A 25,763-nucleotide genomic window follows, 5' to 3' on the forward strand; every position below is an offset into this window, starting at 1 on the left:
TGTTGGAGCTCTTTGCAGCTTTTTTTTTAAGCTGCAAAAGCGACTGGCGAGAGCGTGACCGCTATTTTCTAGCGGGAACCCCCACACTTCTCTTCGACAAGCTCAGTGAACAACTTTGATGAACTCAATGGGCGTGCTTTGTTTTTTGTGTATTTGTTGATTTGTGTATTCGGGGATTTGCTTGGCTGGTTATTTGGTTTTTACGGAGCTGTTTGTGTCTTTTTATTGTATTGTTTATTTTTTTGAAATATAGTATACATATATATTGTACAGGTTTTTGGTTCGTGTTATCTTTGCAAGCTTAATATTTATTTTTGTATGATAAAAATTACATTGCCAGACGGCTCAGTTAGAGAATTTGATTCGAACGTAACTCCTATGGATGTTGCGAAGAATATTAGTGAAGGTTTTGCACGAAATGTTATTTCGGCAAAGTTTAATCATGTGATTGTAGAAACCACTACTCCACTTACTGAAGATGGAGCGCTTGTTTTGTATACCTGGAAAGATGATGAAGGAAAGAAAGCTTTTTGGCATTCTTCCGCACATATTTTAGCGCAAGCTATTTTGGAATTGTATCCAAATGCTAAGCTATGGGTTGGTCCAGCGGTAGATAACGGTTTTTATTATGATGTGGATATGGGCGAAACCACTATTACCGATAAAGATTTTAAGCGTATTGAAGACCAAATGCTTACGATTGCTAGAGGAAAGCATGATTTTAAAATGCGTTCTGCAACAAAGGAAGAAGCACTAAACTATTATAAAGGTAGAAATGATTATAAGGTAGAGCTTGTTGAAGGCTTGGAAGACGGAACGATTACTTTTTGTGATCATGATACGTTTACTGATTTGTGCCGTGGTGGACATATTCCGAATACAGGTATTGTGAAAGCTGTAAAGATTATGAGTGTTGCTGGAGCTTATTATAAAGGTGACGAGAATAATAAACAGTTGACTCGTGTTTATGGAACTTCTTTTCCTAAGCAGAAAGACTTGAAGGAATATTTAGAGTTACTGGAAGAAGCAAAGAAACGTGACCATAGAAAACTCGGTAAAGAGTTAGAGTTGTTTACTTTTTCTCAGAAAGTTGGTCAAGGATTGCCATTGTGGTTGCCAAAAGGAACTGCATTGCGCGCTCAATTGGAAGGCTTCCTAAAGAAAGCACAACAGAAAGCGGGTTACGAAATGGTGATTACGCCACATATTGGACAGAAAGAGTTGTATATTACTTCTGGTCATTACGAAAAGTATGGCGCTGATAGTTTTCAAGCTATTAATACACCAAAAGAAGGTGAAGAGTTTTTGTTGAAACCGATGAATTGTCCGCATCACTGCGAGATTTACAATTCAAAACCTTGGAGTTATAAAGATTTACCAAAGCGTTTCGCAGAATTCGGAACTGTATATAGATATGAACAAAGTGGAGAATTGCATGGATTGACACGTGTTCGTGGATTTACGCAAGATGATGCACATATTTTCTGTACACCAGATCAATTGGATAACGAATTTAAAAAAGTGATTGACTTGGTCATGTATGTTTTTGGTTCGTTAGGATTTGAAAACTTTACAGCGCAGGTTTCGTTACGCGATCCTGAGAAGCCAGAAAAGTATATTGGATCTGATGAAAACTGGGAAAAAGCAGAAAATGCCATCATAAATGCCGCAAATGAAAAAAATCTTAATTATGTGATTGAATATGGCGAAGCTGCCTTTTACGGACCTAAGCTAGATTTCATGGTGAAAGATGCACTAGGAAGAAGTTGGCAACTTGGAACAATTCAGGTAGATTACAACTTACCAGAACGTTTTGATTTAACATATAAAGGGAGTGATAATGAGCTACATAGACCTGTAATGATTCACCGTGCACCGTTTGGAAGCATGGAACGATTTATTGCAATTTTGTTGGAACATACAGGCGGAAATTTCCCATTATGGCTCACTACAGAACAAGCAATTCTTTTACCTGTCAGTGAAAAATATGAGAATTACGGAAAAAAAGTTTTAAATTTGTTAGAAAATCACGAGATTCGCGCCCAAATTGACAATCGAAACGAGACTGTCGGGAAGAAAATTCGTGAATCAGAAATGAGCAAAGTACCTTTTATGCTTATCATTGGCGAGCAAGAAGAGAAAGACGGCACAGTTTCTGTACGTAGACACGGAGTTGGCGATATCGGAACTTTATCCATGGAAGCTTTTGCGGAAATGGTGAAAAAAGAAATTAGTAGTAGTTTAAAGCCATTTAATGTTTAACCTAAAATTATAGAACCATAGCAATACGAAGAAAAAGAAGTAGAGCTCCTAGACGAGAGGAAAAGGTAGATCTACACCGAATTAACAGAAAAATCATTGCTCCTGAAGTACGTCTTGTAGGAGATAATGTAGAAATAGGTGTTTACCCAACAAGGAAAGCGCTTGCCATAGCAGAAGAACAAGAATTAGATTTAGTTGAAATTTCTCCTAAAGCAAGTCCTCCTGTGTGTAAAGTAATGGATTATAAAAAATTCCTTTATGAGCAAAAGAAACGTGATAAATCGTTAAAATCTAAGGCAACGAAAGTAACTGTTAAGGAGATTCGTTTTGGTCCACAAACTGACGATCATGATTATGAGTTCAAAAAGAAGCATGCCGAAAAGTTCCTTAAAGAAGGATCTAAACTAAAAGCGTATGTGTTCTTTAAAGGACGTTCTATTATCTATAAAGATCAAGGGCAAATATTGTTGCTAAAATTAGCGCAAGAACTTGAAGAATATGGAAAAGTGGAGCAAATGCCAAAACTAGAAGGTAAGCGAATGATTATGTTCATTGCACCAAAAAAGAAATAAAAATAATAAGCGAAGTATTTTAAATAACTTAGGAATTATGCCTAAAATGAAAACTAAATCCAGTGCTAAAAAGCGTTTTAAGCTTACAGGTTCTGGTAAAATTAAAAGAAAGCACGCATTCAAAAGTCACATCTTAACAAAGAAGTCTAAGAAGCGTAAGCTTGCATTAACACATAGTACGTTAGTACACAAAAATGATGTTAAGAGTATTAAAGAACAATTGCGTTTAACGTAATCCGTTCTTTCGGTTAAAAACAAATTATAAACCCTGGAGTTAGGCCGATTATTAATGTATGTTTTTTAATTAAGACGTACGATTAAGAAAAGGTTAAGAGTCGATTATCGACCGCCTACTACAAAAACACATTTAAAAGTATGCCAAGATCAGTAAACGCGGTAGCTCGTAGAGCCCGAAGAAAAAAGGTATTAAAACAAGCCAAAGGTTACTTTGGAAGACGTAAAAACGTTTGGACAGTTGCAAAGAATGCGGTTGACAAAGCTATGAGTTACTCATACAGAGACCGTAGAGCTAAGAAAAGAACATTCCGTGCATTATGGATTACTCGTATTAATGCGGGTGCTCGTTTAAACGGATTGTCTTATTCTCAGTTTATGGGGAAAGTCAAAGCTAATGATATCGAATTAAACCGTAAGGTTTTAGCCGATTTAGCGATGAATCATCCAGAAGCTTTCAAAGCAATTGTTGATAAAGTAAAATAAAACGTCAAATAATAATATAGTACTTCGCTTATAAAAAATCCGATTCTGAAAAGAGTCGGATTTTTTTTGTTTCTATTTTTCTATTTTGGGCGTTTCCACCAATGAAAAATTGGCGGTCGTGCTATTCACTATATCTCCCATAAAAAATGGGAGGATGCCGTTGCTATCACTAACGCGGGGCTAGATCTTGGGTTTTGGGTTTTGGGTTTTGGGTGAAAGTAATTTTTATTTAATTATAGCTACAAAAAAAGTGAACCGAAGTTCACTTGAGTTTATGGATACTTATTATCTATCGCTAAGATGGTTGGTTCTTTCGCCATTTAGCCAAATCATCCGTAGCTGTTCCTCCTTTAATAGAATTTGGAGTTGTGATTTTAAATTGTTTAAGTTTTTCCAACATAATAAATTGATTTTAAATTAATATAAATTGACAAACTACAGCCTTAGTTCGTTCGCCATTTCCACAAATCATCGGTAGCGGTATAACCTCCATAAATAAAATTTGGGTTCTCAATCTTGAAATTTTCGAGTTTTTCTAACATTATAAGTTGATTTTTAAATTAATAATGGAATAAAGCTACTTATAAATTATGATATTAAAAACACAAGCAACCCAAAATTAGCTGATTTATGCAGACAAAATACTGCTGAAGTTATAAACTATTTAGATTGTAAAACGCATCTCAATGTGACGATTGGAGAAGTTTTAGAAAGAAAAGAATATCTTAGAAACTACTAAACACATAAACTATTAAACTAAAAAAGAAATCACGTTTTCTGCTTTTTCTTCTTCGCTGCTGGAAATAGAATATTGTTTAGAATTAAGCGATAACCCGCAGAATTTGGATGCAATTCCAATTCCGTTTTTGGATCTCCTACTCTATGTTGGTAATCTTCCGGATCGTGTCCGCCGTAAAAAGTAAAAAATCCTTTTCCTTTGATTCCGTGAATGTAGCGACCTTCGCCGTTAGTTCTGTTTTCTCCTAAGATTAACACAGAAGGTTTGATCTGAGAACGATCAAAACTTGTCGTTTGTCCCATGAATCCTTTCACCAAAGCGGTATGATTTTGACATAACATCGTCGGAATTGGGTCCCATTTTGCAGAAAAATCCATTAAGGTAAAATAATCTGCTTCTCTGGCTATTCTTCTTTTGGAAGTCATATCAATAGAAGAAAACTCATATTTTGTCGAACTTCTTTCAAGTTCAAAGTCAGTAAATGCAAATGTTTTGTTGTAATCTATTTTACTTTGATAGTTTCTATCCGACACATCGCCATCAAACATTGGTTCGCAAATGTCTACACCTTCCGCAGCCAATGCAATATCAAAACTATCCGTTGCGCTACACATGGCAAACATAAATCCACCACCAATTACATAATCGCGAATTTTTAGAGCAACATCGCGTTTTTCTTCTGAAACTTTACTATACCCTAGCTTTTTTGCCAAAGCTTCTGCTTCTTGCTTCTCGCGAATATACCAAGGTGCCGAACGATACATTCCGTAAAATTTACCGTATTGTCCCGTAAAATCTTCATGATGTAAGTGTAACCAATCGTATTTTATCAAATCATCTGCCAATACTTCTTCATCATATACAACTTCATACGGAATTTCCGCATATTTCAATACCATCGTTACCGCATCATCCCAAGGCACATTTCCTTTTGGAGAATACACCGCAACTTTTGGCGCTTTTTCTAAAATGATAGCTTCTTGATTTTTACTTGGACTGGAAATTTCTTCCAACATTGCGTTGGTTTTTGCATCGGAGAGAATTTCGTAAGAAACTCCACGAATTTTACATTCTTTTTCGATCGCTTCAATTGCTGGCAATAAAAATGATCCGCCGCGATAATTAAGCAACCATTTCACCTTGATCTTTTTTTCAAGTGACCAATAGGTAATTCCGTAGGCTTTTAAGTGATCTTTTTGAGATTCTGCATCCATTGGAATTAGAATATAAGATGCATAGCTACTTACTGAAAACAGTAAGAGTACAACGAGTATGAGAATATTTTTGAGTTTCAAATGCAATGTGTTTTTATACAACGGAAAGATACACAAAAATTATACCTATTTAAAGAAATTATAATTTCTATAACAGAATATCTAATTGTCGTAATGCCTTATAGGTAATCTCTTTTCTATTTTTAATGAATGCTTTCTGATTAAATTTTCCCGTTGGTTCTACATTAGTTGCAAAGAAGAATATTTTATCCTCTTTTTCAACATAGCCAACAAACCAACCATTATTAATTCCATCACTAATTGACCAACCCGTTTTTCCTCTTAATGTATAGGTTTCAGTTTCTTTAACAATCATGATATCTTTCATGATGGTTTCTGTTCTTTTAGAAATTGGAAGCTTTGATTGATACAAACGTGTTAAGAAATCGATTTGTTGAAATTGAGTAATACGCGAATTTCCTTGAAGCCAAAACGAATCTAGGTTTGTTGAATCAACTTGAATGTTCCCATATTGAAATTTTTCCAAGTATGCATTCATACTTTCAACGCCAACTTCTCTTGCTATTTCTTGATAACAAGGAACACACGAACGCTGAAAAGCTTGTGTAAATGTTAAGTCTTCTTCCCAAGATTTTAGAAATCTTTTTTCTCCATTCCATACAAAGATGGTATTTTGATCCGCTACAACTCCTGTTTCTAAAGCAATGATAGAATTGGGGATTTTATACGTAGAAGCTGGCAACTTTCCAGTTTCAGCCCATGAAAAATCATTAGAATAATGCACATCTTCCCTTAAGTCGTAAACTAAAATAGCACCTTTTAATTTTACAGAATCTATAATTTTCTGAAAAGCAGCTACTATCGTATGATTATCTATATTTTTCGTTATGACGGATTTCTCTTGTGGTTTCAAATTTTTTTTCGATTCCTCTTTACAAGAGAAACAGAAAACGCAGAGAAAAAATATGCATAGTTTTTTCATGATTTTATCTTATAACGTATTATTCTTTAAGATATATCACAATACCTCCAAATCTGGCTTCTTCTGCAATAAATTCTTTTGCTTGAATAAAACATATATCAGATTCGTATTTTTCTTGTTGATTCGTTCCTGAATAATAACCTTGACAGCCATAACCTTCAATAGGTGAATTAAAGAATTCTACGCTTCTACCAGTATTGTCTGTAATTTTTGGGGAACATTCATGACAAATTGATTTTGGATATCGTTGACTAAATCCCATTCGTTCTTTCCCACAATTAGCACAAAAAGTTTTTAGTTTTTGACTTTCTTTGAAAACTAATTCACTTTTTTCTTTATATCGAAAAAGTAAATCATCCCATGCTGCAATACTGTAGATATCTATATCTGAAAATTCCATTTTTCGCCTCAATTCATTCGTTGAATTTACTATGAGTGGTGCCAAAATTTCTATATAATTCCCTATATGTTCAATGGAATTTGCTTGATATTCCAAATACCATTTTTTAGATTTAGTAATGTAGTTCCAAAATTCGAACAGTGAGCGAAATTTTTTAGTAAAGATATGTTTTGTTTGTGCTTCAGATAATGCATTTGTATTGATACGATCTGGAAAAAACACAATAGTTTTCTGCATCTTTTTTAAATAATACACATTTTTGGAATCGTAAAGCACATAATGTTTGTGTACTTGATTTTTGGAGTTGTTGCTACCGCCAAATAGTTTAGAAAATATATTCATAATTACAACTAATCAATTTCTAACGCATAGCAAATTAAGGGAATTAAATGTTTAGCGTAAAATAATGCTCAAGTTAATTGCTTCACTAATATAGTCGCATTTCATTCTCTTTCATTAATTTCAACTCTTCTGATTTATTCTGTATTCATATTATATTTTTAAAAAGGAACTTCGTTTTCATCCGGATTAAAATCATCATTCATAGAACTTCCGAATGCTTCGTCTGCGCTAGGCAGATTCTCCGTTCGCAACGTATCATCATTTGCAGCATCATTCATTTTAGAATGAAATTCAAATGGCGAATCGAACGTTTCTAAGTTATCAAACTTACCTAAATGTCCAATGAATTTTAATCGAATGTTATCCAAACCACCGTTTCTGTGCTTAGCCACAATAAGTTCTGCTTGTCCATCCGTTGGTGAGCGTTCGTCATCATCCCATTCTTCAATTTTGTAGTATTCTGGACGATAAATAAACGATACAATATCCGCATCTTGCTCAATCGCTCCCGATTCACGTAAATCTGAAAGCAATGGTCTTTTACTTCCTCCACGCGTTTCAACCGCACGTGATAACTGTGATAATGCAATTACTGGAATCGCTAATTCTTTTGCCAATGCTTTAAGGTTACGCGAAATGGTTGAGATTTCTTGTTCACGGTTTCCGCCACCTTTTTGACTTCCTCCAGCCGTCATTAACTGCAAGTAATCAATCATAATCATTTTAATTCCGTGTTGCGATGCCAAACGACGCGCTTTTGCACGTAAATCAAAGATGGATAATGAAGGTGTATCATCTATAAATAAAGGTGCTTTTTCAAGTCCTTTTACTTTTACGTTTAATTGTTCCCACTCGTGTTTTGCCAATTTTCCAGTACGTAATTTTTCAGAAGACAAGCCTGTTTCCGAAGAAATTAAACGTGTAATTAATTGTACAGAAGCCATCTCTAACGAGAAGAAAGCCACCGGAATATTCTGGTCAACTGCAATGTTTCTTGCCATGGACAAAGTTAATGCCGTTTTTCCCATACCTGGACGTGCTGCAATGATAATTAAATCACTCGGCTGCCAACCAGAAGTTAGTTTATCTAATTTATCAAATCCAGTTGGAACTCCACTTAGACCTTCTTTATTAGAAATTTCTTCAATTTTTTTCTTTGCTTGAATTACTAAACTTTGCGCCGTTTCCGAAGATTTTTTAATGTTTCCTTGCGTTACTTCGTACAAACGTGATTCTGCTTTATCCAATAAAGAGAAAACATCTGTAGTTTCATCATAGGCATCTTCAATTATTTCATTGGAGATTTTAATCAAGCTACGCTGAATAAATTTCTGCAAGATGATACGTGCGTGAAATTCAATATGTGCCGAAGAAGATACTTTTTGTGTGAGCGATATTAAGTAGAAATCACCTCCAACTTTGTCTAAGTTAGAACTTTTACGAAGTTGCGATGACACTGTTAATAAGTCAATAGGTTCCGAGTTTTCAAATAATTGAAAGATAGCCTCAAACACCAATTTATTGGCTTGTTTATAGAAAGCTTCTGGGCTCAGAATATCAATTACCTCATCCACACCTTTTTTATCGATCATCATTGCTCCAAGAACAACTTCTTCTAATTCGACGGCTTGTGGAGGTAATTTTCCTTTCTCTAGACTTATTAAGTTACTTTGATCAGTTTTATATGTTTGCTTAGGGTTGACATTTTCCATGATTGCGAAAGTAAGTATTCCTTTTACGTATGCACGTTAAAATTATAGGTTGAATTTTAACGAACGATTGTTGATAAGTTACGATTTTTTGTTGATAAGCGGAAAAAAAATCCGAAGTATGAACTTCGGATTTTTGCACTTCCTTATGTAGTATAGGTTTATCCTTTGAATTCTCCCATTTTAGAATATTTATCCATCCGAGAACTTACTAAATCTTCTTGTGATAAGTTTTTTAATTTGTCATAATTTGCAACAATGGCATCTCTAACAGCTGAAAAAGTTCCTTCTCTATCGGTATGCGCTCCACCTAAAGGCTCGTTTATGATAGCATCAATTACTTTTATTTTAATAGCATCATCTGCAGTTAATTTTAACGCATCTGCAGCTTTTTCTTTGTGTTCCCAACTACGCCATAAGATAGACGAACAGTTTTCTGGAGAAATTACAGAATACCAAGAGTTTTCAAGCATTAATACGCTATCTCCAACTCCAATTCCTAATGCACCACCAGAAGCACCTTCACCAATAATTACAGTGATAATTGGCACTTTTAAGCGTGTCATTTCTAAGATGTTTCTTGCTATTGCTTCTCCTTGTCCGCGTTCTTCTGCTTCCAATCCTGGATATGCACCAGGTGTGTCAATTAGCGTGACTACAGGAATTCCGAATTTTTCCGCAGATTTCATCAAGCGCAATGCTTTACGATATCCTTCTGGGTTTGCCATTCCGAAATTACGGTACTGACGTGTTTTAGTATTGTATCCTTTTTGCTGACCAATAAACATGTACGATTGATCTCCAATCTTACCAAGTCCACCAATCATGGCTTTATCATCTTTTACATTACGATCTCCGTGCATTTCTAAGAACGAATCGCCGCATAAAGCTTTGATATAATCTAAGGTATACGGCCTATTCGGATGACGTGATAATTGTACACGCTGCCAAGCCGTTAAGTTTTTATAGATATCTTTCTTAGTAATGGCTAGCTTTTTTTCGATTTGCTGACATGTTTCGGTAACATCAATATCACTTTCATGTCCGATTGCAACACATTTTGTCAGCTGCTCTTCTAATTCTTTTATAGGTAGCTCAAAATCTAAATATTCCATGTTTTTGAGGGTATGTTTAGTTGTTTCAGTTTACAAATATAAAACTTTAATTTAGGAAACATCAATGCCTTCTGTTGATTTTCTTTTTCGACGGTTTTTTATGATTCCATTTGCCAATACTGTAGCTACGACTAAGAGCGCTCCAGCGTAAAAACCTGAGCTCATTTTTTCCGTTTCCGAGAATAATATTAATGCCAATACAATTCCGTAAATAATTTCTAAATTATAGGTTAATACCACTGTATACGGGCTTATATAGCGCATAATGTGTACAGATCCAATAAATGCATACGCCGTACACACAGAAGCTAATATAGAAATATAGATCCAATCATTTGTGCTTAGTGCAAAGAAGTTTTCTTTCGTGAAACCATCTGCGGCAAACGCCAAATATATAGAGATGAATGCTACTCCAGCTATAAATTCGTAAAATGAAATCATAGACGCGTTGTGTTGTTCCACAAATTTCCCGTTGATTACTGCAAATAGTGACGATAAGAATGCTGAAATGACACCCAAAATGATCCCGTTGATGTATTTGAATTCTGTATTGATAATGATAGAAACACCAATAATTACGATTACTCCAAAGATAATTTCATACCAAATAATCTTACGCTTGTAAATAATGGGTTCTATAAATGATGCAAAAAATGCTCCTGTAGAAAACATTACCAACGTTATAGAAATGTTTGAAACATCAATGGCACCAAAAAACGTAATCCAGTGTAACGCAACTACGATTCCTGCAAGTCCAAGTTTAAAAAATGTTTTGAGTGATACTTTGAGTTTCGTTCGCGTGAGTTTGATGTATACAAGCATTAGCAAACCCGCAATGAGCATCCGAAACCAAACTAATGGAATTGCTTTGATAGTAATCAACTTTCCTAAAACCGCTGTAAAACCAGCAATGAAAACTAGTAGGTGAAGGTGTAAATAGTTTTTGAGTTTATCTCCTAGCATTGTATAATAGATAAATGGCTAATACACCAAAGACTAAATTAGGAACCCAAACAGCCATCATTGGTGAGAAACCAGATTTCTCTGCCATTGTTCCGAATATTTTATCAAAGAAAATGTATATAAACGCAATTGAAATTCCAAAAGCTAGGTTCACGCCCATTCCACCTCTACGTTTCATAGAAGAAACTGCAACGGCAATAATTGTCAGGATAAATGCAGTAATTGGCAAACTCCAACGTTTGTATTTTACTAATAAGTGCTTGCTAACATTTGGTGAACCCGATAGTTTTTCTTTTTCAATGAATTTGTCTAGTTCTTTATAATTCAAAGTTTCAGCCATGTACGTAACTGGCGTTAAATCTTCTACTTCAAAAGGAAATATAGTGTCAAATTTTCGTTCGCTTACTAAGCTATCATTCATTGCGCCAATAATACGTTTTTTGTATCCACGTAATGTATATGTACTATCGTCTACGTTGTATTTTATCGTACGTGCTTCCAATTTATATTTTAGCTCATTGTCTTCAAAATGTTCTAAGGTGAAGTTGTCTCCACGCTTACTTTCAAAGCTGAAACTTTTAAGGTAGATATAATCATTGGTGTTGACTTGCTTATAGATTTCGGCATTATCTCTCAGCTTTTTTCGCCCTTTTTTGATGTATTCAAACCGGAACTCGTTGAACCCTTTACTTGCGTTTGGAACGATGTACATTCCCATCATAAAAGCAACAATAGCAACTATTGAAGCCGCAACTAAGAATGGTCGTAAGAAACGGAAATAGGAAACTCCTGAACTAAGAATGGCAATGATTTCGGTATCATTTGCCAGTTTTGACGTAAACCAAATTACCGAAAGGAATAGAAATATAGGAAATAATAGGTTCGCAAAGTAGATTACGAAATTGATATAATAGAGTATGATTTTGTCTGTTGGCGCTTCAGAAGCCAACATTTTATCTATGTTTTCAGAAATATCTACCATGATCCCAATAGGAACAAATAGCAACAACATTACAGAGAATGTTGAGAGATATTTTTTAATGATATACCAATCTAATATTTTCATATACTACTAAAGGCGTTTGTCCATTTGTTTTACCATCATATCTTTCCAGGTTCTAAAATCTCCTGCTAAGATATGTTTTCTAGCTTCTCGTGTCAACCAAAGATAAAATCCTAAGTTGTGAATGGTTGCAATTTGTTTTCCAAGCAATTCATTTACGGTGAATAAGTGACGTAAGTATGCTTTTGAATATTCTGTATCTACATACGTAATGCCCATTTCATCAATCGGAGAAAAATCGTCTTCCCACTTTTTGTTTTTGATGTTGATGCTTCCGTGTGCCGTGAATAACATTCCGTTACGTGCGTTACGTGTTGGCATTACACAGTCGAACATATCAACACCTAAAGCGATGTTTTCTAAGATATTGATTGGTGTTCCAACGCCCATTAAATAACGTGGTTTGTCTTCTGGAAGAATGGAACATACCACATCGGTCATTGCGTACATTTCTTCTGCGGGTTCTCCAACTGAAAGTCCCCCAATTGCATTTCCGACAGCATCACGTGAAGCGATAAATTCTGCCGATTGTGCTCGCAAATCTTTGTATGTACTTCCTTGCACTATTGGAAAAAATGCTTGACTGTATCCGTATTTGAATGGTAATTTTTCTAAGTGATTGATACATCTGTCCAACCAACGATGCGTCATGTGCATGGAACGTTTTGCGTATCTGTAATCACAAGGATATGGCGTGCATTCGTCAAAAGCCATGATGATATCTGCTCCAATCGTACGTTGAATTTCCATTACATTTTCGGGTGTAAAGAAATGATAAGATCCATCAATATGTGATTTGAATCGGACACCTTCTTCTTTTATTTTTCTGTTGTCAGATAGTGAATAGACTTGATATCCACCAGAATCTGTCAATATGTTTCGATCCCAATTCATGAATTTGTGCAGACCGCCTGCTTTTTCAAGAATTTTGGTATGTGGTCGTAAATACAAGTGATAGGTGTTTGAAAGAATAATATCAGGATTGATATCTTCTTTTAATTCACGTTGGTGCACACCTTTTACCGTTCCAACCGTTCCTACGGGCATAAAAATCGGCGTTTCTATCGTTCCGTGATCGGTTGTAATGACCGCTGCTCTTGCTTTACTAAGTGGATCTTTTCCTTTTAAATCAAATTTCATTTTCGCGTCGCTATTGCTTGTTGTACCGTATGTTTATTACTGCGTTTACCTTCTGGCGAAAGCCAAAAAAAGTACTTGTTTTGTCATACAATACCATGATCGGTGGCAAATATAAGTAAGATTGGTAGATGATTTTGCTAATTAAAAATTAAAATTTGGGATTCTTTGAGATTTGATTTGTTTTTTGAGTAGCGTTGATATTTTTTTAGTCAATATCCTTTTTTAATTTATTAGGATTTTGTCTTGTATCGAATACAGTAATTATTTCAATCTCGTTTAATTCTGCTGAAATTCGATAATAAAAGGTGGTTTGTTTTGTTACGACACATTTATAAAGACCTTTAAATTCAGTTGATTGAGGACAACTAGTTGGTTGTGTAGAAATCTGCTTGATTTTTTCTGTCAATTTTTCAATAAACTGATCTCGCGTTTTTAAATTCCAATTTTCTAAAAGATATTCAGATAATTTGAGAAGTTTAGATTCCGCTAATTCGGATAAAAATACGTTCATTAGGAGATTTTCTTCAAGAATGCATCATAAGAAACCCTTTTGCCTTCGTCAAGTTCATTGATTCCTTTTTTGATTTCATCTTGCTGAGAAGCACTTAATTCATTCCAGAAATCAACTTTTTCTTTATTTACAAAATCAGCCACTTTTTGAATAAATTCACTATTCTCAATTGCTAAAATTGTTTTCACTAATTCGATTTTTGTTGCCTGAATGTCCATAATATTTGATTCTTAAAATCAAAGATACAAAAAAATGAGATTGGTTTTGTTATCTGAGTTGATGTGAAACATAGCGCGTAAAATGACGCTACTTTTGAGTCAAAACTGAATTTTTATATTTTGTTTTATCTATTCGATTATGAAACTCAAAAGAAAGACATCCTTACATAGGCTAAGAATGCCTCACTTTTTATAAAATTAAGGGCTTGTGCAACGGTTACCGGTGTTAGCCACAGTTTTTTATTTCAGATATGTTAAATAGAATTTTAATAATTCGTCATAATCAATATCCTTATGATTGTATGAGTTTGTTGAAATTAATTCATTCTCAATTTTTTCAGGTTCTAAATATGCTAAACTAAATTGTTTTTCCGTTTTGTATATATGAACATTTAGTTTTTCCTCAACGTAATTATTTTCGATAACATATAATTTTTTCTGCTCAATATTTTTGAGATGAATAATGTTTGCGAATTTTAAAGTAAATCGATCTGTGCTTGCAATAAAAAGTAACGTGATATCTAAAAAATCTTCAACACTTTCTTCATCAGGTTTAATAAATTGATGTTCCAGCAAGTTTCTTTGCTTGTTGATTTTTCTTAATACTCTTGGTGCAATAATTCCGAGTTCATTAATCAAGTCAATCTTTTTCGGAAAACTCCAATATTTTTTTTGAGAGATTCCATAATAACCTAAACATACAAGTAAAGAATCTAGTTGGCTGTCCAATGCTCTTTTTGCGTTAGAAAGTGCATTAACTATATTATGCTCGTAATTACTGCTTAAATCCAGTTCAGCGTATTTTATAAACTCTTGAGGTGAAATATCAAAGTTCGTCTTTAATGTTGTTGTTCCTAACAAACTAAATTCAGTTTTATCAGAGTTTAACTCACTTAATATATTCTTTATTTCTTGGTTCATTCAAATTGTGGCTAACGTATGTATAACAGGAATTCCTGTTATCATACTAAATTTAGTAAATAACAGGAACTATTTTTAAAACAACTTCCTCTTATTTTTTATAAATGTAAAACAAAGATTACATACACACAATGTGGTTTTCCGTAAAGCATAAGAAAATTATGAGTTTTAATAAAAATAGACGCCCGCCTTTACAGAAATGACAGTAAAAAGAATACTATTTCCCGTAAGTCTCTTTTCCGCTTCATTTTCAATAATTTACACCGAACACCACATTTTCAACCTTATTCACACAATTTCGTTAATAACTGCCTGCAAACTTCTTTTGTTAACGCTATTTTATAACTTACTTTTGATGCTTTCAAAAACTACTAACAAATACACAATGTCTGATAACAAATCATTAGAAAATTTAGTCACTCAAGTACGTAGAGATATCTTGAGAATGGTACATAAAGTAAATTCTGGGCATCCAGGAGGTTCTTTAGGATGTGCTGAATTTTTAGTCACCCTATTTAATGATACTATGAAACTGAACGACGGTTTCGATATGGACGGTAAGGAAGAAGATGTTTTCTTTTTGTCTAATGGTCATATTTCCCCTGTAATTTATAGCGTATTGGCGCATCGTGGGTATTTCCCTGTGGAAGAATTGAACACGTTTCGTTTGCTAAATTCTCGTTTACAAGGACATCCAACAACACATGAAGGTTTGCCAGGAATTCGTATTGCCTCAGGTTCGCTTGGACAAGGAATGTCTGTTGCTATTGGAACTGCGTTGACAAAGAAATTAAATGGTGATGATCATTTAGTATATTCTTTACATGGTGATGGCGAAATGCAAGAAGGACAAAATTGGGAAGCGATTATGTATGCAGCCGGAAATAAGGTTGATAATTACATCGCTACGATTGATTATAATAAGAAACAAATTGATGGTGCAACGGACGATGTATTGCCTTTAGGTTCGCTAAGTGCGAAATTTGAAGCATTTGGTTGGGACGTTTTAGAGATTGCTGAAGGAAATGATATTCAAGCGATTAAAGATGGGTTAGCGGAAGCAAAATCACGTACAGGAAAAGGAAAACCAGTTTGTGTGCTGTTGCATACGGAAATGGGGAATGGTGTTGATTTTATGATGAACACACATGCTTGGCACGGAAAAGCACCAAACGATGAGCAGTTAGAAAGTGCATTGGCTCAAAACCCAGAAACGTTAGGCGATTATTAAATCCTAATTTTTAAAAACTAAGTTTAATCAAATAGAGATATCCATCTTCGTGGATAAAGAAATATGAAAAAATATACAAATACAGGAAGCAAAGATACACGTTCAGGTTTTGGAGATGGACTTACTGAGCTTGGACAAACAAACCCAAATGTAGTAGCATTGTGTGCAGATTTAACAGGATCGTTAAAGATGGGCGATTTTAAAAATAATCATCCAGAACGTTTTTTCCAGATTGGAATTGCAGAAGCAAATATGATCGGAATTGCCGCTGGAATGACGATTGGTGGAAAGATTCCGTTTACAGGAACATTCGCTAACTTTTCTACGGGACGTGTGTATGATCAAATTCGTCAATCGGTTGCGTATTCTGATAAGAATGTGAAAATTTGTGCTTCGCATGCAGGAATTACGTTAGGAGAAGATGGCGCAACACATCAAATTTTAGAAGATATCGGTTTGATGAAAATGTTACCAGGTATGACAGTGATTAATACCTGCGATTACAATCAGACAAAAGCAGCTACTTTAGCTATTGCTGAACATCACGGACCCGTTTATTTACGTTTCGGTCGTCCGAAAGTAGCCAACTTTACGCCTGCTGATCAAACTTTTGAGATTGGAAAAGCAGTTCAATTAACAGAAGGAACAGATGTAACAATCATTGCAACCGGACATTTGGTTTGGGAAGCATTACAAGCAGCTGAAACATTAGAAGCGGAAGGAATTTCTGCGGAAGTGATTAATATTCACACGATTAAACCATTGGACGAAGCAGCAATTTTAAAATCTGTTGCAAAAACAGGTTGTGTCGTAACTGCGGAAGAACATAACTTCTTAGGTGGATTGGGCGAGAGTGTAGCACGTACCTTAGCATTGAATACACCAGCTCCACAAGAATTTGTGGCAACACAAGATACGTTTGGAGAATCAGGAACACCTGCACAATTGATGGAAAAATACGGTTTAAACGCCGCTTCTATCGTAAAGGCATCTCAAAAAGTGATTACTAGAAAATAATAAAAGATTAGACCTTAGATCCCGCTCTTTAGCGGGATTAGTTCAACTTACAATTTTGAGTTCATCTAAGATACTGAATCAAGTTCAGCACAAGTTTCTCAAAATTGAGTCTCACTAAAGTAATAGAAACTAAAAAAAGTCGTTTCTTACACTATAAACAATAAACATTAGCACCATGAAAAACAACATATTAAGTTTGGTATTTTTGCTTGCTTCTATGACTTGCTTTGCGCAATTTGGAGTAAAAGCTGGTTTAAACTTTAACTCCAACGGAGAGTTGCGAGAAGTTCTTACCGTAGGAGAAAATATTCTAGAAGACAAAGGAGACGCAAAAATAGGTTATCATATTGGAGCATTTTACAACATTAGCATCAGTAAATTTTACCTACGTCCTGAAATTGTATACACAAAAACGAAAAGTGAGTACGGATCTAGTTCTTATGACATGTCTAAGATTGATGTACCTGTTTTGTTAGGATTTAAAGTAATAGGGCCATTAAGTGTATTTGCTGGACCATCTTTTCAGTACACATTGGATAACGATTTTGAGAATTCAACCGTTTCTGATGTTGAGAATGATATTACTGTTGGTTTAAATGTTGGAGCAGCTGTACAGTTTGGAAATATTGGATTGGATGTTCGTTATGAAAGAGGTTTTACTCAAAATGAAGCTGACTTATTTGAAAACAATGTAAAGTTTGGAACTGTAGATTCAAGACCTAGTCAAATTATTTTTAGCCTTTCTTTTAGACTATAAGAACTAATTTGACATTATATATACTAAAGCACTTCTTCACGGAAGTGCTTTTTTGTTTTGTTATTGTTTTAGTTTTTGATTTGAAAAGACTTTAAAAAATAATAACTTGAAGTGCTTCTCGATAGTTCTGCACTGCATGCCTAAGTGAAATTCTTAATCTTTTAATAGATTCCTGCCTCCGCAGGAATGACAACGCAAGTTAATTTCGACAAACTCAAAACAAGTTTAATTACTGTCGTTAAACAAACTAAAAAACATTCGTGAATTCGTGGCAAAAAGAATAGAATCCATCTGTTTTAAACAATTATAGATTCCTGCCTCCGCAGGAATGACAACACAAGTTAATTTCGACAAACTCAAAACAAGTTTAACTGCTGTCCTTAAACAAACTAAAAAACATTCGTGAATTCGTGGCAAAAAGAATAGAATCCATCTGTTTTAAACAATTATAGATTCCAGCCTTCGCAGGAATGACAACGAGTTTTTAACTTCTAAAACTTGATTCCATAAAAAAAGCACTTCCGTGAAGAAGTGCTTTTACTTTTTATAAGTGGTATGCTATGTATTAGTTTGCATCTAAATAATCTGGGATTCCATCACCGTCAGTATCAGTAAGTACAACAGTTTTAATCGTAATAACACCAGCATCATCTACTTCTCTAGTTTTTTCAAATTCATTTGAAGCTAAAACTGGTTCCATTTCACCAAGTTCAACGGTATATGTCTTTTGAACAACTTCGTTTCGTGTGATGGTTCCATCTCCGTCATCGTCAGAATCTCTAAAGTTTGCCAATCCGTCACCATCAGTATCATCATCAAAAACATCATCATCACCATCTAGGTTTTCCATAGAAGATAATAATCCGTCTCCATCAATATCAAGATAAGTAGCATCATATATATTGAAAGAGAAAATTAATGGTGAATATACTTCAATTCCTGGTTGTGCGATATTGAAATATCCTAATCCAGAAGGAATGAAGATCGCTCCTATTCCACCGTTTCTTGCTTCTAAGAAACCATTTGTACCTTCTACAATGTCTTCAGCTGCATTAAATTCTGGCAATCCTAACTGAAAACCTCTAACCGTACTTACCGTAGCTCCAACTAAAGGAATGGTTTCACGTGTAATTCTAAAGTCAAATGTTTCTAAATTTAACAACTGACCTCTATATGTTAACTCTACTGCGTCAAAACTTGTATATTCTTTTCCTCCACCATCACGTAGTTTCAGTACATAATATTTATATTCTTGTTCAAGATATGTAGTCGTTCTTTCTTCTACTTGATTGATTAATGGTGTTTTGTCAGCATTTACGCCTTCAATTACGCCAAATTCCATTGTGAATGTGTCATTTGCAGCACTTTCAGGATTTGTGAAATCGAAATCATCATAATTATAGAAATGTGTGCTTAAAAATGTTACGATGGCAGCATCATCTTCTATTTGCTGCTCACCTCTATCTCTTAATTCTGCGAAAGTCACAGTATCATCATCACTTTTACACGAAAATACAACCGCACTTACGATTATCATTAGGAATGTAAATTTTACAATCTTCATCATTGTTTTTAAATTTTGGGTTGCAAGATACAATTTTATCCTACTTTTGTATATTCTTTAACGTAGTTTTTAGAGTTTTTGTATGAGGATAGATAAATACCTTTGGTGTGTGCGTTATTTTAAGACCCGAAACATTGCTACAACAGCATGTAAGAAGGGACACGTAAAAATAAATGGTGCCACCGTGAAGCCATCAAGAGATGTATATGCAACGGATAAATTAGAAGTCCGGAAGGATCAAGTAACACGACATTTAACAGTGTTAGATATTCCGCCAAACCGTGTGGGTGCTAAACTCGTTGATATTTACAGACTTGAAACAACTCCAAAAGAAAACTTTGAGCATTTAGAATTATTAAAGCTTGCAAAAGATCATTATCGCAAGCATGGCGTGGGAAGACCTACCAAAAAAGATCGTCGTGAAATGGATGATTATTTAGATGATAATTTTGATCGTAAAGAAAGTAATTCTTAATTTTAAACCTAAATCTTTAAAAGCATGACCGTTACGGGAAATATTATACTCAATCACCAGCAAATTCAGCACAAAACACGTCGTATTGCGTATCAAATTTTAGAATCTAATGTAAATGAAGAAGAAATCATCGTTGCAGGAATTTCCAAAAACGGATTTGTATTTGCGCAGAAGATAAAAGTTGAGTTGGAAAAAATTACGACTGCAAAAATTACCTTGTGTGAAGTGATGATTAATAAACAAGATCCTATCCAAACGATTACAACTTCATTGGCAAAAGAAAACTACATCAACAAACCTTTGGTCCTCATTGATGATGTATTGAACTCAGGGACAACCTTAATCTATGGCGTAAAGCACTTTTTAGACGTTCCTTTGAAGAATTTCAAGACAGCGGTACTTGTCAATCGAAATCACAAGAAGTATCCTATAAAAGCTGATTTCAAAGGAATATCGCTTTCAACTTCCATTCAAGAACATATTGATGTTGTTTTTGAAGCTGGAGAAGATATGGCGTATTTAATTTAATACGGTTTCAATTTCTAACACTAATTCCTCAATCTGTTTTTTATCGGTAAACACAGTATGCGTTGCTTGTTGGTAAAATGCATTGCGTTCAAACAGATGTTTTCCTATAAATTCTGGTAAATCTTCATCAGCAATCGCGCTTATTAAAGGTCGCTTAGCTTTTTCATCTTTCACTCTATTGATAATTTCCGGAATTGACGTTTGCAAATAAAACGTGTGTGTGGTGTACTCATGAATCAAGTTCATATTATTTGCATAGCATGGTGTTCCGCCGCCTAATGATACAATCATCGCTTGTTTCGTTTCTAAAACTTCTTTCAGATACTGATGTTCTTTCATTCGAAAATAGATTTCTCCTTTCGTTTCAAAAATCTCCCGAATCGTTTTTTCTTCTTTTCTTTCAATAAAATCGTCTAAATCGAGCACAGGAAGTCCCAATTGTTTTCCAAGTAATTTAGAAACCAAACTCTTCCCACTTGCCATATATCCTAAAAGTATAATCGTCATTTCTATATTATAATTAATTTATTTTTAAGTCCTTACAAAAATCATAAAAAAAAAGACAAAAATATATTAAAAAAGACTTGAAAAATAAAATTATGATGTTATATTTGCACCCGCATTCAGGGAATCATTTGTACTTCCTTTGAATGACCTGGTAGCTCAGTTGGTAGAGCATCTCCCTTTTAAGGAGAGGGTCCTGGGTTCGAGCCCCAGCCAGGTCACAGAATATAAAAAAGTAGTACTATTTAGGTCTTAGACCTGGTAGCTCAGTTGGTAGAGCATCTCCCTTTTAAGGAGAGGGTCCTGGGTTCGAGCCCCAGCCAGGTCACAAAAAGAGTTAAGCATTTGCTTAACTTTTTTTATTTTTACAAAATATAAACACACCGAAGTGCTGGAATTGGTAGACAGGCATGGTTGAGGGCCATGTGTTCATTAGAGCGTGTGGGTTCGACTCCCATCTTCGGTACGGAATGGGACAAATTAACATTAGTGTTATTTTGTCCTTTTTTATTTTTGTTTAAAATCATTGATAATGAGCCAATTAACTCCAATACACTATTCGCTTCTGTGGTTCGACAACTATCCTTTTCTCGACTATATAGGATTCCATTAGGAAATAACAAATTTTGAAGTTGTTGTTTTTCAGAGTAATTCCCTAATTTCCACATATTATGTAAGTTACATAATAATTCTAAAGATTTGTCTATGTAAAAATCAAGGTTCGATTTTTCTAAACTCGTTTTATTGATTTCTTGTTCAATCGTTTTTACTTCGTCCTTAAATTTCTTTGAAAACTTTTCATATAATGTACTATCGATTTCGCCTATTACATATCTTTCCTCAATCTTCTCTAACTTTCCTTTGATAGTCTTTAAGTTATACTTTAAACTTGCTGTATTGTCTTCATTTGAATTAGAGAAATACTCAAATGTATTTTTCAATTGCACTTTTAACGGAGCGATCATCCTTTTGTCTATTTTGTATTTTCCTAATATGTGTACAAACTGATTATTTAACGCTTTCGCACTTTTATTGGTACAACATCCTTTTGTTCCACATTTATAATAATGAATGTTTTTCTTTTTGACAATATATCCAGTTAGTGGCTTATTACATTTAGTACATTTCACAAAACCACCTTTTAAGGGTAAATTTTCATTTGTCTTGTATTGCTTGTAATTATGAGGATTTTTAGCTTGCAAGCCACTCGCTTTTAAAAATATTTCTTTCGTAACGATTGCAGGATGTTTTCCTTGAATAATTTCGCCATCTAATAAGTTATGTGCAATCAATCCGCAGTATACAGGGTTTTTAAATATCTTGGTTATGTGTTGTCTAAACATTTTAATACCATGACTTTGTAAACGCTCTACAATTTGTGTATTTGTCAAACCTTCATTTACTTTCCATAGAAATATATTTCGGATGATTTTCGCATTTTCATCAAATACAATAATAGGAATATTGTTTGTATCTCTAGCATTCTTGTAACCCAATGGTGCTTTTCCCATCCAATACCCATTTAAAAGACGTTGACGCATTCCCATTACTGTTTTATCTCTACGTTGATCATTGTCATACTTGCTAAATAGTAGATTTAAGTTTTGAAAGAACATTCCAGTCGATGTTTCTACATCAACGGGTTGGGTTACTGATAATACATTGATTCCAACTTTCTTTAATTCCTCTACTTTAGAAATAGCACTTGCACCTGCTCTTGAAAAACGATCTATACTGTATACTATAATGAACGATATCTTATTTCGCTTGACATAAGTTATCATTTTTGAAAATTCTTTTCGATCATCCGTTTTTGCACTTTCATACGTTCCGCCAAAATAAGATGATATGTTTAATTTTAAACGTGATGCGTAAGAAGTGCATTGTATTTTTTGGCTTTCTAAACTCGTATTATCCTCTTGTTTAGATCCTGAAACTCTTGTATAAATAACGGCATTGTTATTACGAATAATTTTTCTCTTATTCTGCTTGGCGAAGCTTTGAAATTGATTCAGATTGCTCATAGTTGGTAACGATGTTATGAGTTAATAATGATAATTCTTTTAGTGTTGCTATGATATGTTCAGCTTCTTGTATAGACACATCAGCAAATCCGTCAAAGCTTTTTAATTCTTCAACGGAAATTGTTTTTAATGCTGTGTTGTCTTTTACAATCTTCATATACAGGAACTATCATATCAACGCTTATAGCTAGTTCATTGCTAAAAGGCTTCATTCCCTTTTTGATAATTGTAATTTTGCTTGAAATCATATCTTCAATATTACGAAGAATTGAAATCTTTTCCAATCGTTTTCCAATTATTTAACAGTCTAAAACCTACAATTTTGTTTTATAAAGGGAAATCAAACGTATTTTTATATAATTATTTTTTATTTAATTTTTAAACTTTTATTCTAATACTACAAAGGTTATCTATAAAAAATTTGCCTTTGCTGGGTTTTGCAGACATTCGACGAGATTCGCTGAGATTTGCAGACATTCTATGTAGTTTTCAAGTTTTATTATTGATAGTAAAGGTTGAAATAAAAAAAATAATGTCGGACGTATAGCGACGTATAGCGACGGACAAAGACGGCTAGTCATACAATTTTTAACATATTATTTTGTTTTCTCTTTTATTTTAACAAATGTTGCAAGAAAAAAATAGTATTAGTAGGCTAATGACAGCTAGTGCCGAATAAATTTTCATTCTTACTTTGTGAATACAAAAATTATAAAAAATGAAAAATAACTTTTGTGGGATTATGGAGGTTTTTGGAAGATGATGTAGGATTATGGAGAATAATATAAGCTAGTGTGATAGTTTTTTTATTGGTTAAATAATAGATAAATATCCAATATGTATGAAACTTGTATTTCAAAACATAAATAACTCATGCTAATTAAAAATATGCAAAAAAACACTAAATCAAAATCTACATTCGATTTGGTATTAGATTAAATGATTTGTTACCATACTACACAACTGATTTTTAATAATATTGGTATGGTATACTGTAATTTTTAATGTCAAAAACTTCATGAAACTGATATTAACAATAAACAAAGCTAATTAATTACGCTTTTAACGTAAATACATTACGGAAATACGTTAAATAGTTAATGTAAAATGAAATAAGTTTGATAATTAAATCAAACTTATTATATATTAGCATTCGTAAATATGTAAAGTTAAAGTTTTGTAGTCATCAATCAATAAATTGATATTGACTAAAAACATCAAGTATTTAGTCTAAAAATCAACGCTTATACAATATTATCGACGCTTATTAAGTTTATTTGTGTATCTGTAATCTATTTCTTTTATTTGAAGTAATCCTTGTATTTTTATTTATGAAAGTTAAATATCTTTTTCTTTTTCTCATTGTATCATTTTTTTTAACATCATGTTGGACAAAACCCAATAAAGATTACTTAGCAGATGACTATTACTTAAGCGTGTCTGAAGCCGATAGCCTTTACATTATAAAAGAATATGAAAAAAGTTATGAGATTTTAGATGAATTATTTTCTAATGTAGCACCATTGAATACAACTCCTTACAAGGAAATTTCTACTTACGTCAAATTAAAAGTGATTTTAGATGACAATTTGGAATACACTGAATATACTGAACTTATCACCAAATATGGTTTTCCTATTAAATATTTAAAAAAAGATTCTGTATTGAGTATTTACTATGCTAAAGTACGTGACAGATTTGATACTGAAGCTTCCACATTAAGAAAGGAATATGAAACGTCTTTAAACCTTGAATTAAGAGATAAAATAATCGAAATGAAAAGATTAGATCAATTATATAGACAGGGTAACTATAAACAAAATATTGAGAAGCAAAATAAGATTGATTCTACGAACGCAGAAGAGTTAATATATATTTTTGACACCTATGGATTTCCCTCAGAAACTATAATTGGAGGTTATTATATAGACAATCAATTTGTAAATATTGATGCACTTTTATTACACACAAAAGATTCCATTAGAGAAAACTTTTTATCCCTAAAATTTTGGACTATGTAAAGAAAGGGAAAAGCAAATCCTCGTTACGTTGGCTTCATGAAAGATCAATTGTTGATTTACGCAGGAAAAGAGCAATATTATGGTACATATAGTAATGCCAAGCCAATGAATACAACCATAAAAGAAATTAATGAAAGACGTCGCTCAATCGGATTATACAATTTAGGATATGAAGATTGGAGAAACAGCATATTGTATCCAGATGATGGCGAATACTAGTTAGCTATTAAAGTGATACAAGAATTGATTGCAATCAATGAAGCGGAAACCGAAAAGCTATTAATAGAGTAGGTGAAATTTTAATTATTTATAAATTATGCAAAGATTAAAGCATTTAAAAAAAGCAAAAATTAATAGTACTGAATATAACAGTATTCTTGGAGGAACAGAAATATCTACTTGTTACATGGATAATATTTGTGATATCCATTATGATGATAATGATGACGGAATAATGAACCCCGGCGAATGCATGGATATCGTTAAATGTGAAACTGCTACTATAACCCAATAAATCAAACTTATTATGACAAAAATTGATAAATTTTTAAATAAAACTGCCGATTCTAATTGTATTCAATCTATGTTAGGTGGTAAAGAGAAAACAACAGGAACTCACGACGATTGTGGTAACTACGAAGATACTTGGTACGACAACGATAATGATGATAAATTTTCTCCAGGAGATACAATTTGTACAAATAGTAATCCTCCATGTAATCCTGAAATTACACAATAATTCATAGGAAT

The 25,763-nt window shown here is 33.6% G+C and carries 26 protein-coding genes, 3 tRNA genes and 1 pseudogene; 15 read left to right on the top strand and 15 right to left on the bottom strand.

What is annotated here, in order from left to right; all coding sequences use genetic code 11:
- Nucleotides 1–318 precede the first annotated feature (318 nt).
- From thrS to rplT, 4 genes are all read left to right on the top strand, one after another.
- Nucleotides 319–2,262, top strand: coding sequence for a threonine--tRNA ligase (thrS, locus tag H2O64_RS20730; protein WP_187564155.1), 1,944 nt, complete (start codon nucleotides 319–321; stop codon nucleotides 2,260–2,262).
- Nucleotides 2,263–2,342: 80 nt separating this feature from the next.
- Nucleotides 2,343–2,834, top strand: coding sequence for a translation initiation factor IF-3 (gene infC, locus H2O64_RS20735; RefSeq protein WP_317173852.1), 492 nt, complete (start codon nucleotides 2,343–2,345; stop codon nucleotides 2,832–2,834).
- Between the two features lie 37 nt (nucleotides 2,835–2,871).
- Nucleotides 2,872–3,069, top strand: a complete 198-nt coding sequence (rpmI, locus tag H2O64_RS20740) for a 50S ribosomal protein L35 (protein WP_187564156.1) — start codon at nucleotides 2,872–2,874, stop codon at nucleotides 3,067–3,069.
- Between the two features lie 140 nt (nucleotides 3,070–3,209).
- A complete protein-coding gene (gene rplT / locus H2O64_RS20745) occupies nucleotides 3,210–3,554 on the top strand; it encodes a 50S ribosomal protein L20 (protein WP_187564157.1) in 345 nt (114 codons plus the stop codon).
- Nucleotides 3,555–4,322: 768 nt separating this feature from the next.
- Here the strand turns inward: rplT and H2O64_RS20750 are convergent.
- The 11 genes from H2O64_RS20750 to H2O64_RS20800 form a co-directional block, all read right to left on the bottom strand.
- Nucleotides 4,323–5,507 carry an asparagine synthetase B gene (locus H2O64_RS20750; RefSeq protein WP_394368169.1) on the bottom strand — a complete coding sequence of 395 codons (1,185 nt, stop codon included), beginning with the start codon at nucleotides 5,505–5,507 and terminating at the stop codon, nucleotides 4,323–4,325.
- Nucleotides 5,508–5,655: 148 nt separating this feature from the next.
- On the bottom strand, nucleotides 5,656–6,510 hold the full coding sequence (blaOXA, locus tag H2O64_RS20755; RefSeq protein WP_187564159.1) for a class D beta-lactamase: 855 nt from the start codon (nucleotides 6,508–6,510) through the stop codon (nucleotides 5,656–5,658).
- A 19-nt stretch (nucleotides 6,511–6,529) separates the two neighbouring features.
- Nucleotides 6,530–7,252, bottom strand: coding sequence for a hypothetical protein (locus H2O64_RS20760; RefSeq protein WP_187564160.1), 723 nt, complete (start codon nucleotides 7,250–7,252; stop codon nucleotides 6,530–6,532).
- A gap of 158 nt (nucleotides 7,253–7,410) precedes the next feature.
- The gene (gene dnaB / locus H2O64_RS20765; protein ID WP_187564161.1) at nucleotides 7,411–8,964 is read right to left on the bottom strand and encodes a replicative DNA helicase; all 1,554 of its coding nucleotides are present in this window, start codon (nucleotides 8,962–8,964) and stop codon (nucleotides 7,411–7,413) included.
- Nucleotides 8,965–9,122: 158 nt separating this feature from the next.
- Nucleotides 9,123–10,076 (bottom strand): acetyl-CoA carboxylase carboxyltransferase subunit alpha, encoded by a 954-nt coding sequence (locus H2O64_RS20770; protein WP_187564162.1) that lies wholly within the window; start codon nucleotides 10,074–10,076, stop codon nucleotides 9,123–9,125.
- A gap of 51 nt (nucleotides 10,077–10,127) precedes the next feature.
- Nucleotides 10,128–11,039 (bottom strand): DMT family transporter, encoded by a 912-nt coding sequence (locus H2O64_RS20775; RefSeq protein WP_187564163.1) that lies wholly within the window; start codon nucleotides 11,037–11,039, stop codon nucleotides 10,128–10,130.
- Nucleotides 11,026–12,105: an LptF/LptG family permease gene (locus H2O64_RS20780; RefSeq protein ID WP_187564164.1), complete on the bottom strand. Its 1,080-nt coding sequence runs from the start codon at nucleotides 12,103–12,105 to the stop codon at nucleotides 11,026–11,028. Before H2O64_RS20780 ends, H2O64_RS20775 begins: the two co-directional genes overlap by 14 nt.
- Before the next feature lie 6 nt (nucleotides 12,106–12,111).
- A complete protein-coding gene (gene tgt, locus H2O64_RS20785; RefSeq protein ID WP_187564165.1) occupies nucleotides 12,112–13,242 on the bottom strand; it encodes a tRNA guanosine(34) transglycosylase Tgt in 1,131 nt (376 codons plus the stop codon).
- A gap of 205 nt (nucleotides 13,243–13,447) precedes the next feature.
- The gene (locus tag H2O64_RS20790; RefSeq protein WP_187564166.1) at nucleotides 13,448–13,753 is read right to left on the bottom strand and encodes a type II toxin-antitoxin system RelE/ParE family toxin; all 306 of its coding nucleotides are present in this window, start codon (nucleotides 13,751–13,753) and stop codon (nucleotides 13,448–13,450) included.
- Nucleotides 13,753–13,941 (bottom strand): hypothetical protein, encoded by a 189-nt coding sequence (locus H2O64_RS20795; protein WP_317173851.1) that lies wholly within the window; start codon nucleotides 13,939–13,941, stop codon nucleotides 13,753–13,755. Before H2O64_RS20795 ends, H2O64_RS20790 begins: the two co-directional genes overlap by 1 nt.
- Nucleotides 13,942–14,211: 270 nt before the next feature.
- The gene (locus H2O64_RS20800) at nucleotides 14,212–14,892 is read right to left on the bottom strand and encodes a hypothetical protein (protein ID WP_187564168.1); all 681 of its coding nucleotides are present in this window, start codon (nucleotides 14,890–14,892) and stop codon (nucleotides 14,212–14,214) included.
- Between the two features lie 385 nt (nucleotides 14,893–15,277).
- Here H2O64_RS20800 and H2O64_RS20805 point away from each other — a divergent pair, with 385 nt between their 5' ends.
- From H2O64_RS20805 to H2O64_RS20815, 3 genes are all read left to right on the top strand, one after another.
- Nucleotides 15,278–16,123, top strand: a complete 846-nt coding sequence (locus H2O64_RS20805; protein ID WP_187564169.1) for a transketolase — start codon at nucleotides 15,278–15,280, stop codon at nucleotides 16,121–16,123.
- A 63-nt stretch (nucleotides 16,124–16,186) separates the two neighbouring features.
- Complete coding sequence (locus H2O64_RS20810) at nucleotides 16,187–17,140, top strand: transketolase family protein (protein ID WP_187564170.1); 954 nt, start codon at nucleotides 16,187–16,189, stop codon at nucleotides 17,138–17,140.
- A 175-nt stretch (nucleotides 17,141–17,315) separates the two neighbouring features.
- A complete protein-coding gene (locus H2O64_RS20815) occupies nucleotides 17,316–17,897 on the top strand; it encodes an outer membrane beta-barrel protein (protein WP_187564171.1) in 582 nt (193 codons plus the stop codon).
- Between the two features lie 565 nt (nucleotides 17,898–18,462).
- Here the strand turns inward: H2O64_RS20815 and H2O64_RS20820 are convergent.
- Nucleotides 18,463–19,464 (bottom strand): FKBP-type peptidyl-prolyl cis-trans isomerase, encoded by a 1,002-nt coding sequence (locus H2O64_RS20820; RefSeq protein WP_187564172.1) that lies wholly within the window; start codon nucleotides 19,462–19,464, stop codon nucleotides 18,463–18,465.
- Nucleotides 19,465–19,543: 79 nt separating this feature from the next.
- Here H2O64_RS20820 and H2O64_RS20825 point away from each other — a divergent pair, with 79 nt between their 5' ends.
- The gene (locus H2O64_RS20825) at nucleotides 19,544–19,936 is read left to right on the top strand and encodes an RNA-binding S4 domain-containing protein (protein ID WP_187564173.1); all 393 of its coding nucleotides are present in this window, start codon (nucleotides 19,544–19,546) and stop codon (nucleotides 19,934–19,936) included.
- A 24-nt stretch (nucleotides 19,937–19,960) separates the two neighbouring features.
- The gene (locus H2O64_RS20830; RefSeq protein WP_187564174.1) at nucleotides 19,961–20,464 is read left to right on the top strand and encodes a phosphoribosyltransferase family protein; all 504 of its coding nucleotides are present in this window, start codon (nucleotides 19,961–19,963) and stop codon (nucleotides 20,462–20,464) included.
- Here H2O64_RS20830 and H2O64_RS20835 read toward each other — a convergent pair.
- Entirely contained in the window at nucleotides 20,456–20,971 is a 516-nt protein-coding gene (locus tag H2O64_RS20835) for a shikimate kinase (RefSeq protein ID WP_187564175.1), read from the bottom strand. The two genes, H2O64_RS20830 and H2O64_RS20835, sit on opposite strands and share 9 nt — an antisense overlap.
- Before the next feature lie 145 nt (nucleotides 20,972–21,116).
- On the opposite strand from H2O64_RS20835, the gene H2O64_RS20840 reads away from it, so the two are divergent.
- From H2O64_RS20840 to H2O64_RS20850, 3 genes are all read left to right on the top strand, one after another.
- Nucleotides 21,117–21,189: transfer RNA gene (locus tag H2O64_RS20840), tRNA-Lys, on the top strand.
- 34 nt (nucleotides 21,190–21,223) lie between these two features.
- Nucleotides 21,224–21,296 (top strand) — tRNA-Lys (locus H2O64_RS20845).
- A gap of 54 nt (nucleotides 21,297–21,350) precedes the next feature.
- Nucleotides 21,351–21,434 (top strand) — tRNA-Leu (locus H2O64_RS20850).
- 745 nt (nucleotides 21,435–22,179) lie between these two features.
- Here the strand turns inward: H2O64_RS20850 and H2O64_RS24395 are convergent.
- Both H2O64_RS24395 and H2O64_RS20860 read right to left on the bottom strand, forming a co-directional pair.
- A pseudogene (locus H2O64_RS24395) lies at nucleotides 22,180–22,992 on the bottom strand (recombinase family protein); the annotation flags it as partial.
- Complete coding sequence (locus H2O64_RS20860) at nucleotides 22,949–23,149, bottom strand: hypothetical protein (RefSeq protein ID WP_187564176.1); 201 nt, start codon at nucleotides 23,147–23,149, stop codon at nucleotides 22,949–22,951. The gene H2O64_RS20860 and the pseudogene H2O64_RS24395, both read right to left, overlap by 44 nt.
- 1,174 nt (nucleotides 23,150–24,323) lie before the next feature.
- Between H2O64_RS20860 and H2O64_RS20865 the strand changes: the two genes are divergently transcribed.
- From H2O64_RS20865 to H2O64_RS20875, 3 genes are all read left to right on the top strand, one after another.
- Entirely contained in the window at nucleotides 24,324–25,013 is a 690-nt protein-coding gene (locus H2O64_RS20865; RefSeq protein WP_187564177.1) for a hypothetical protein, read from the top strand.
- Nucleotides 25,014–25,049: 36 nt separating this feature from the next.
- The gene (locus H2O64_RS20870; RefSeq protein ID WP_187564178.1) at nucleotides 25,050–25,232 is read left to right on the top strand and encodes a hypothetical protein; all 183 of its coding nucleotides are present in this window, start codon (nucleotides 25,050–25,052) and stop codon (nucleotides 25,230–25,232) included.
- Between the two features lie 307 nt (nucleotides 25,233–25,539).
- On the top strand, nucleotides 25,540–25,752 hold the full coding sequence (locus H2O64_RS20875) for a hypothetical protein (protein WP_187564179.1): 213 nt from the start codon (nucleotides 25,540–25,542) through the stop codon (nucleotides 25,750–25,752).
- Nucleotides 25,753–25,763 lie beyond the last annotated feature (11 nt).

This window comes from Kordia aestuariivivens (genome assembly GCF_014397005.1).
Classification (GTDB): Bacteria; Bacteroidota; Bacteroidia; order Flavobacteriales; family Flavobacteriaceae; genus Kordia; species Kordia aestuariivivens.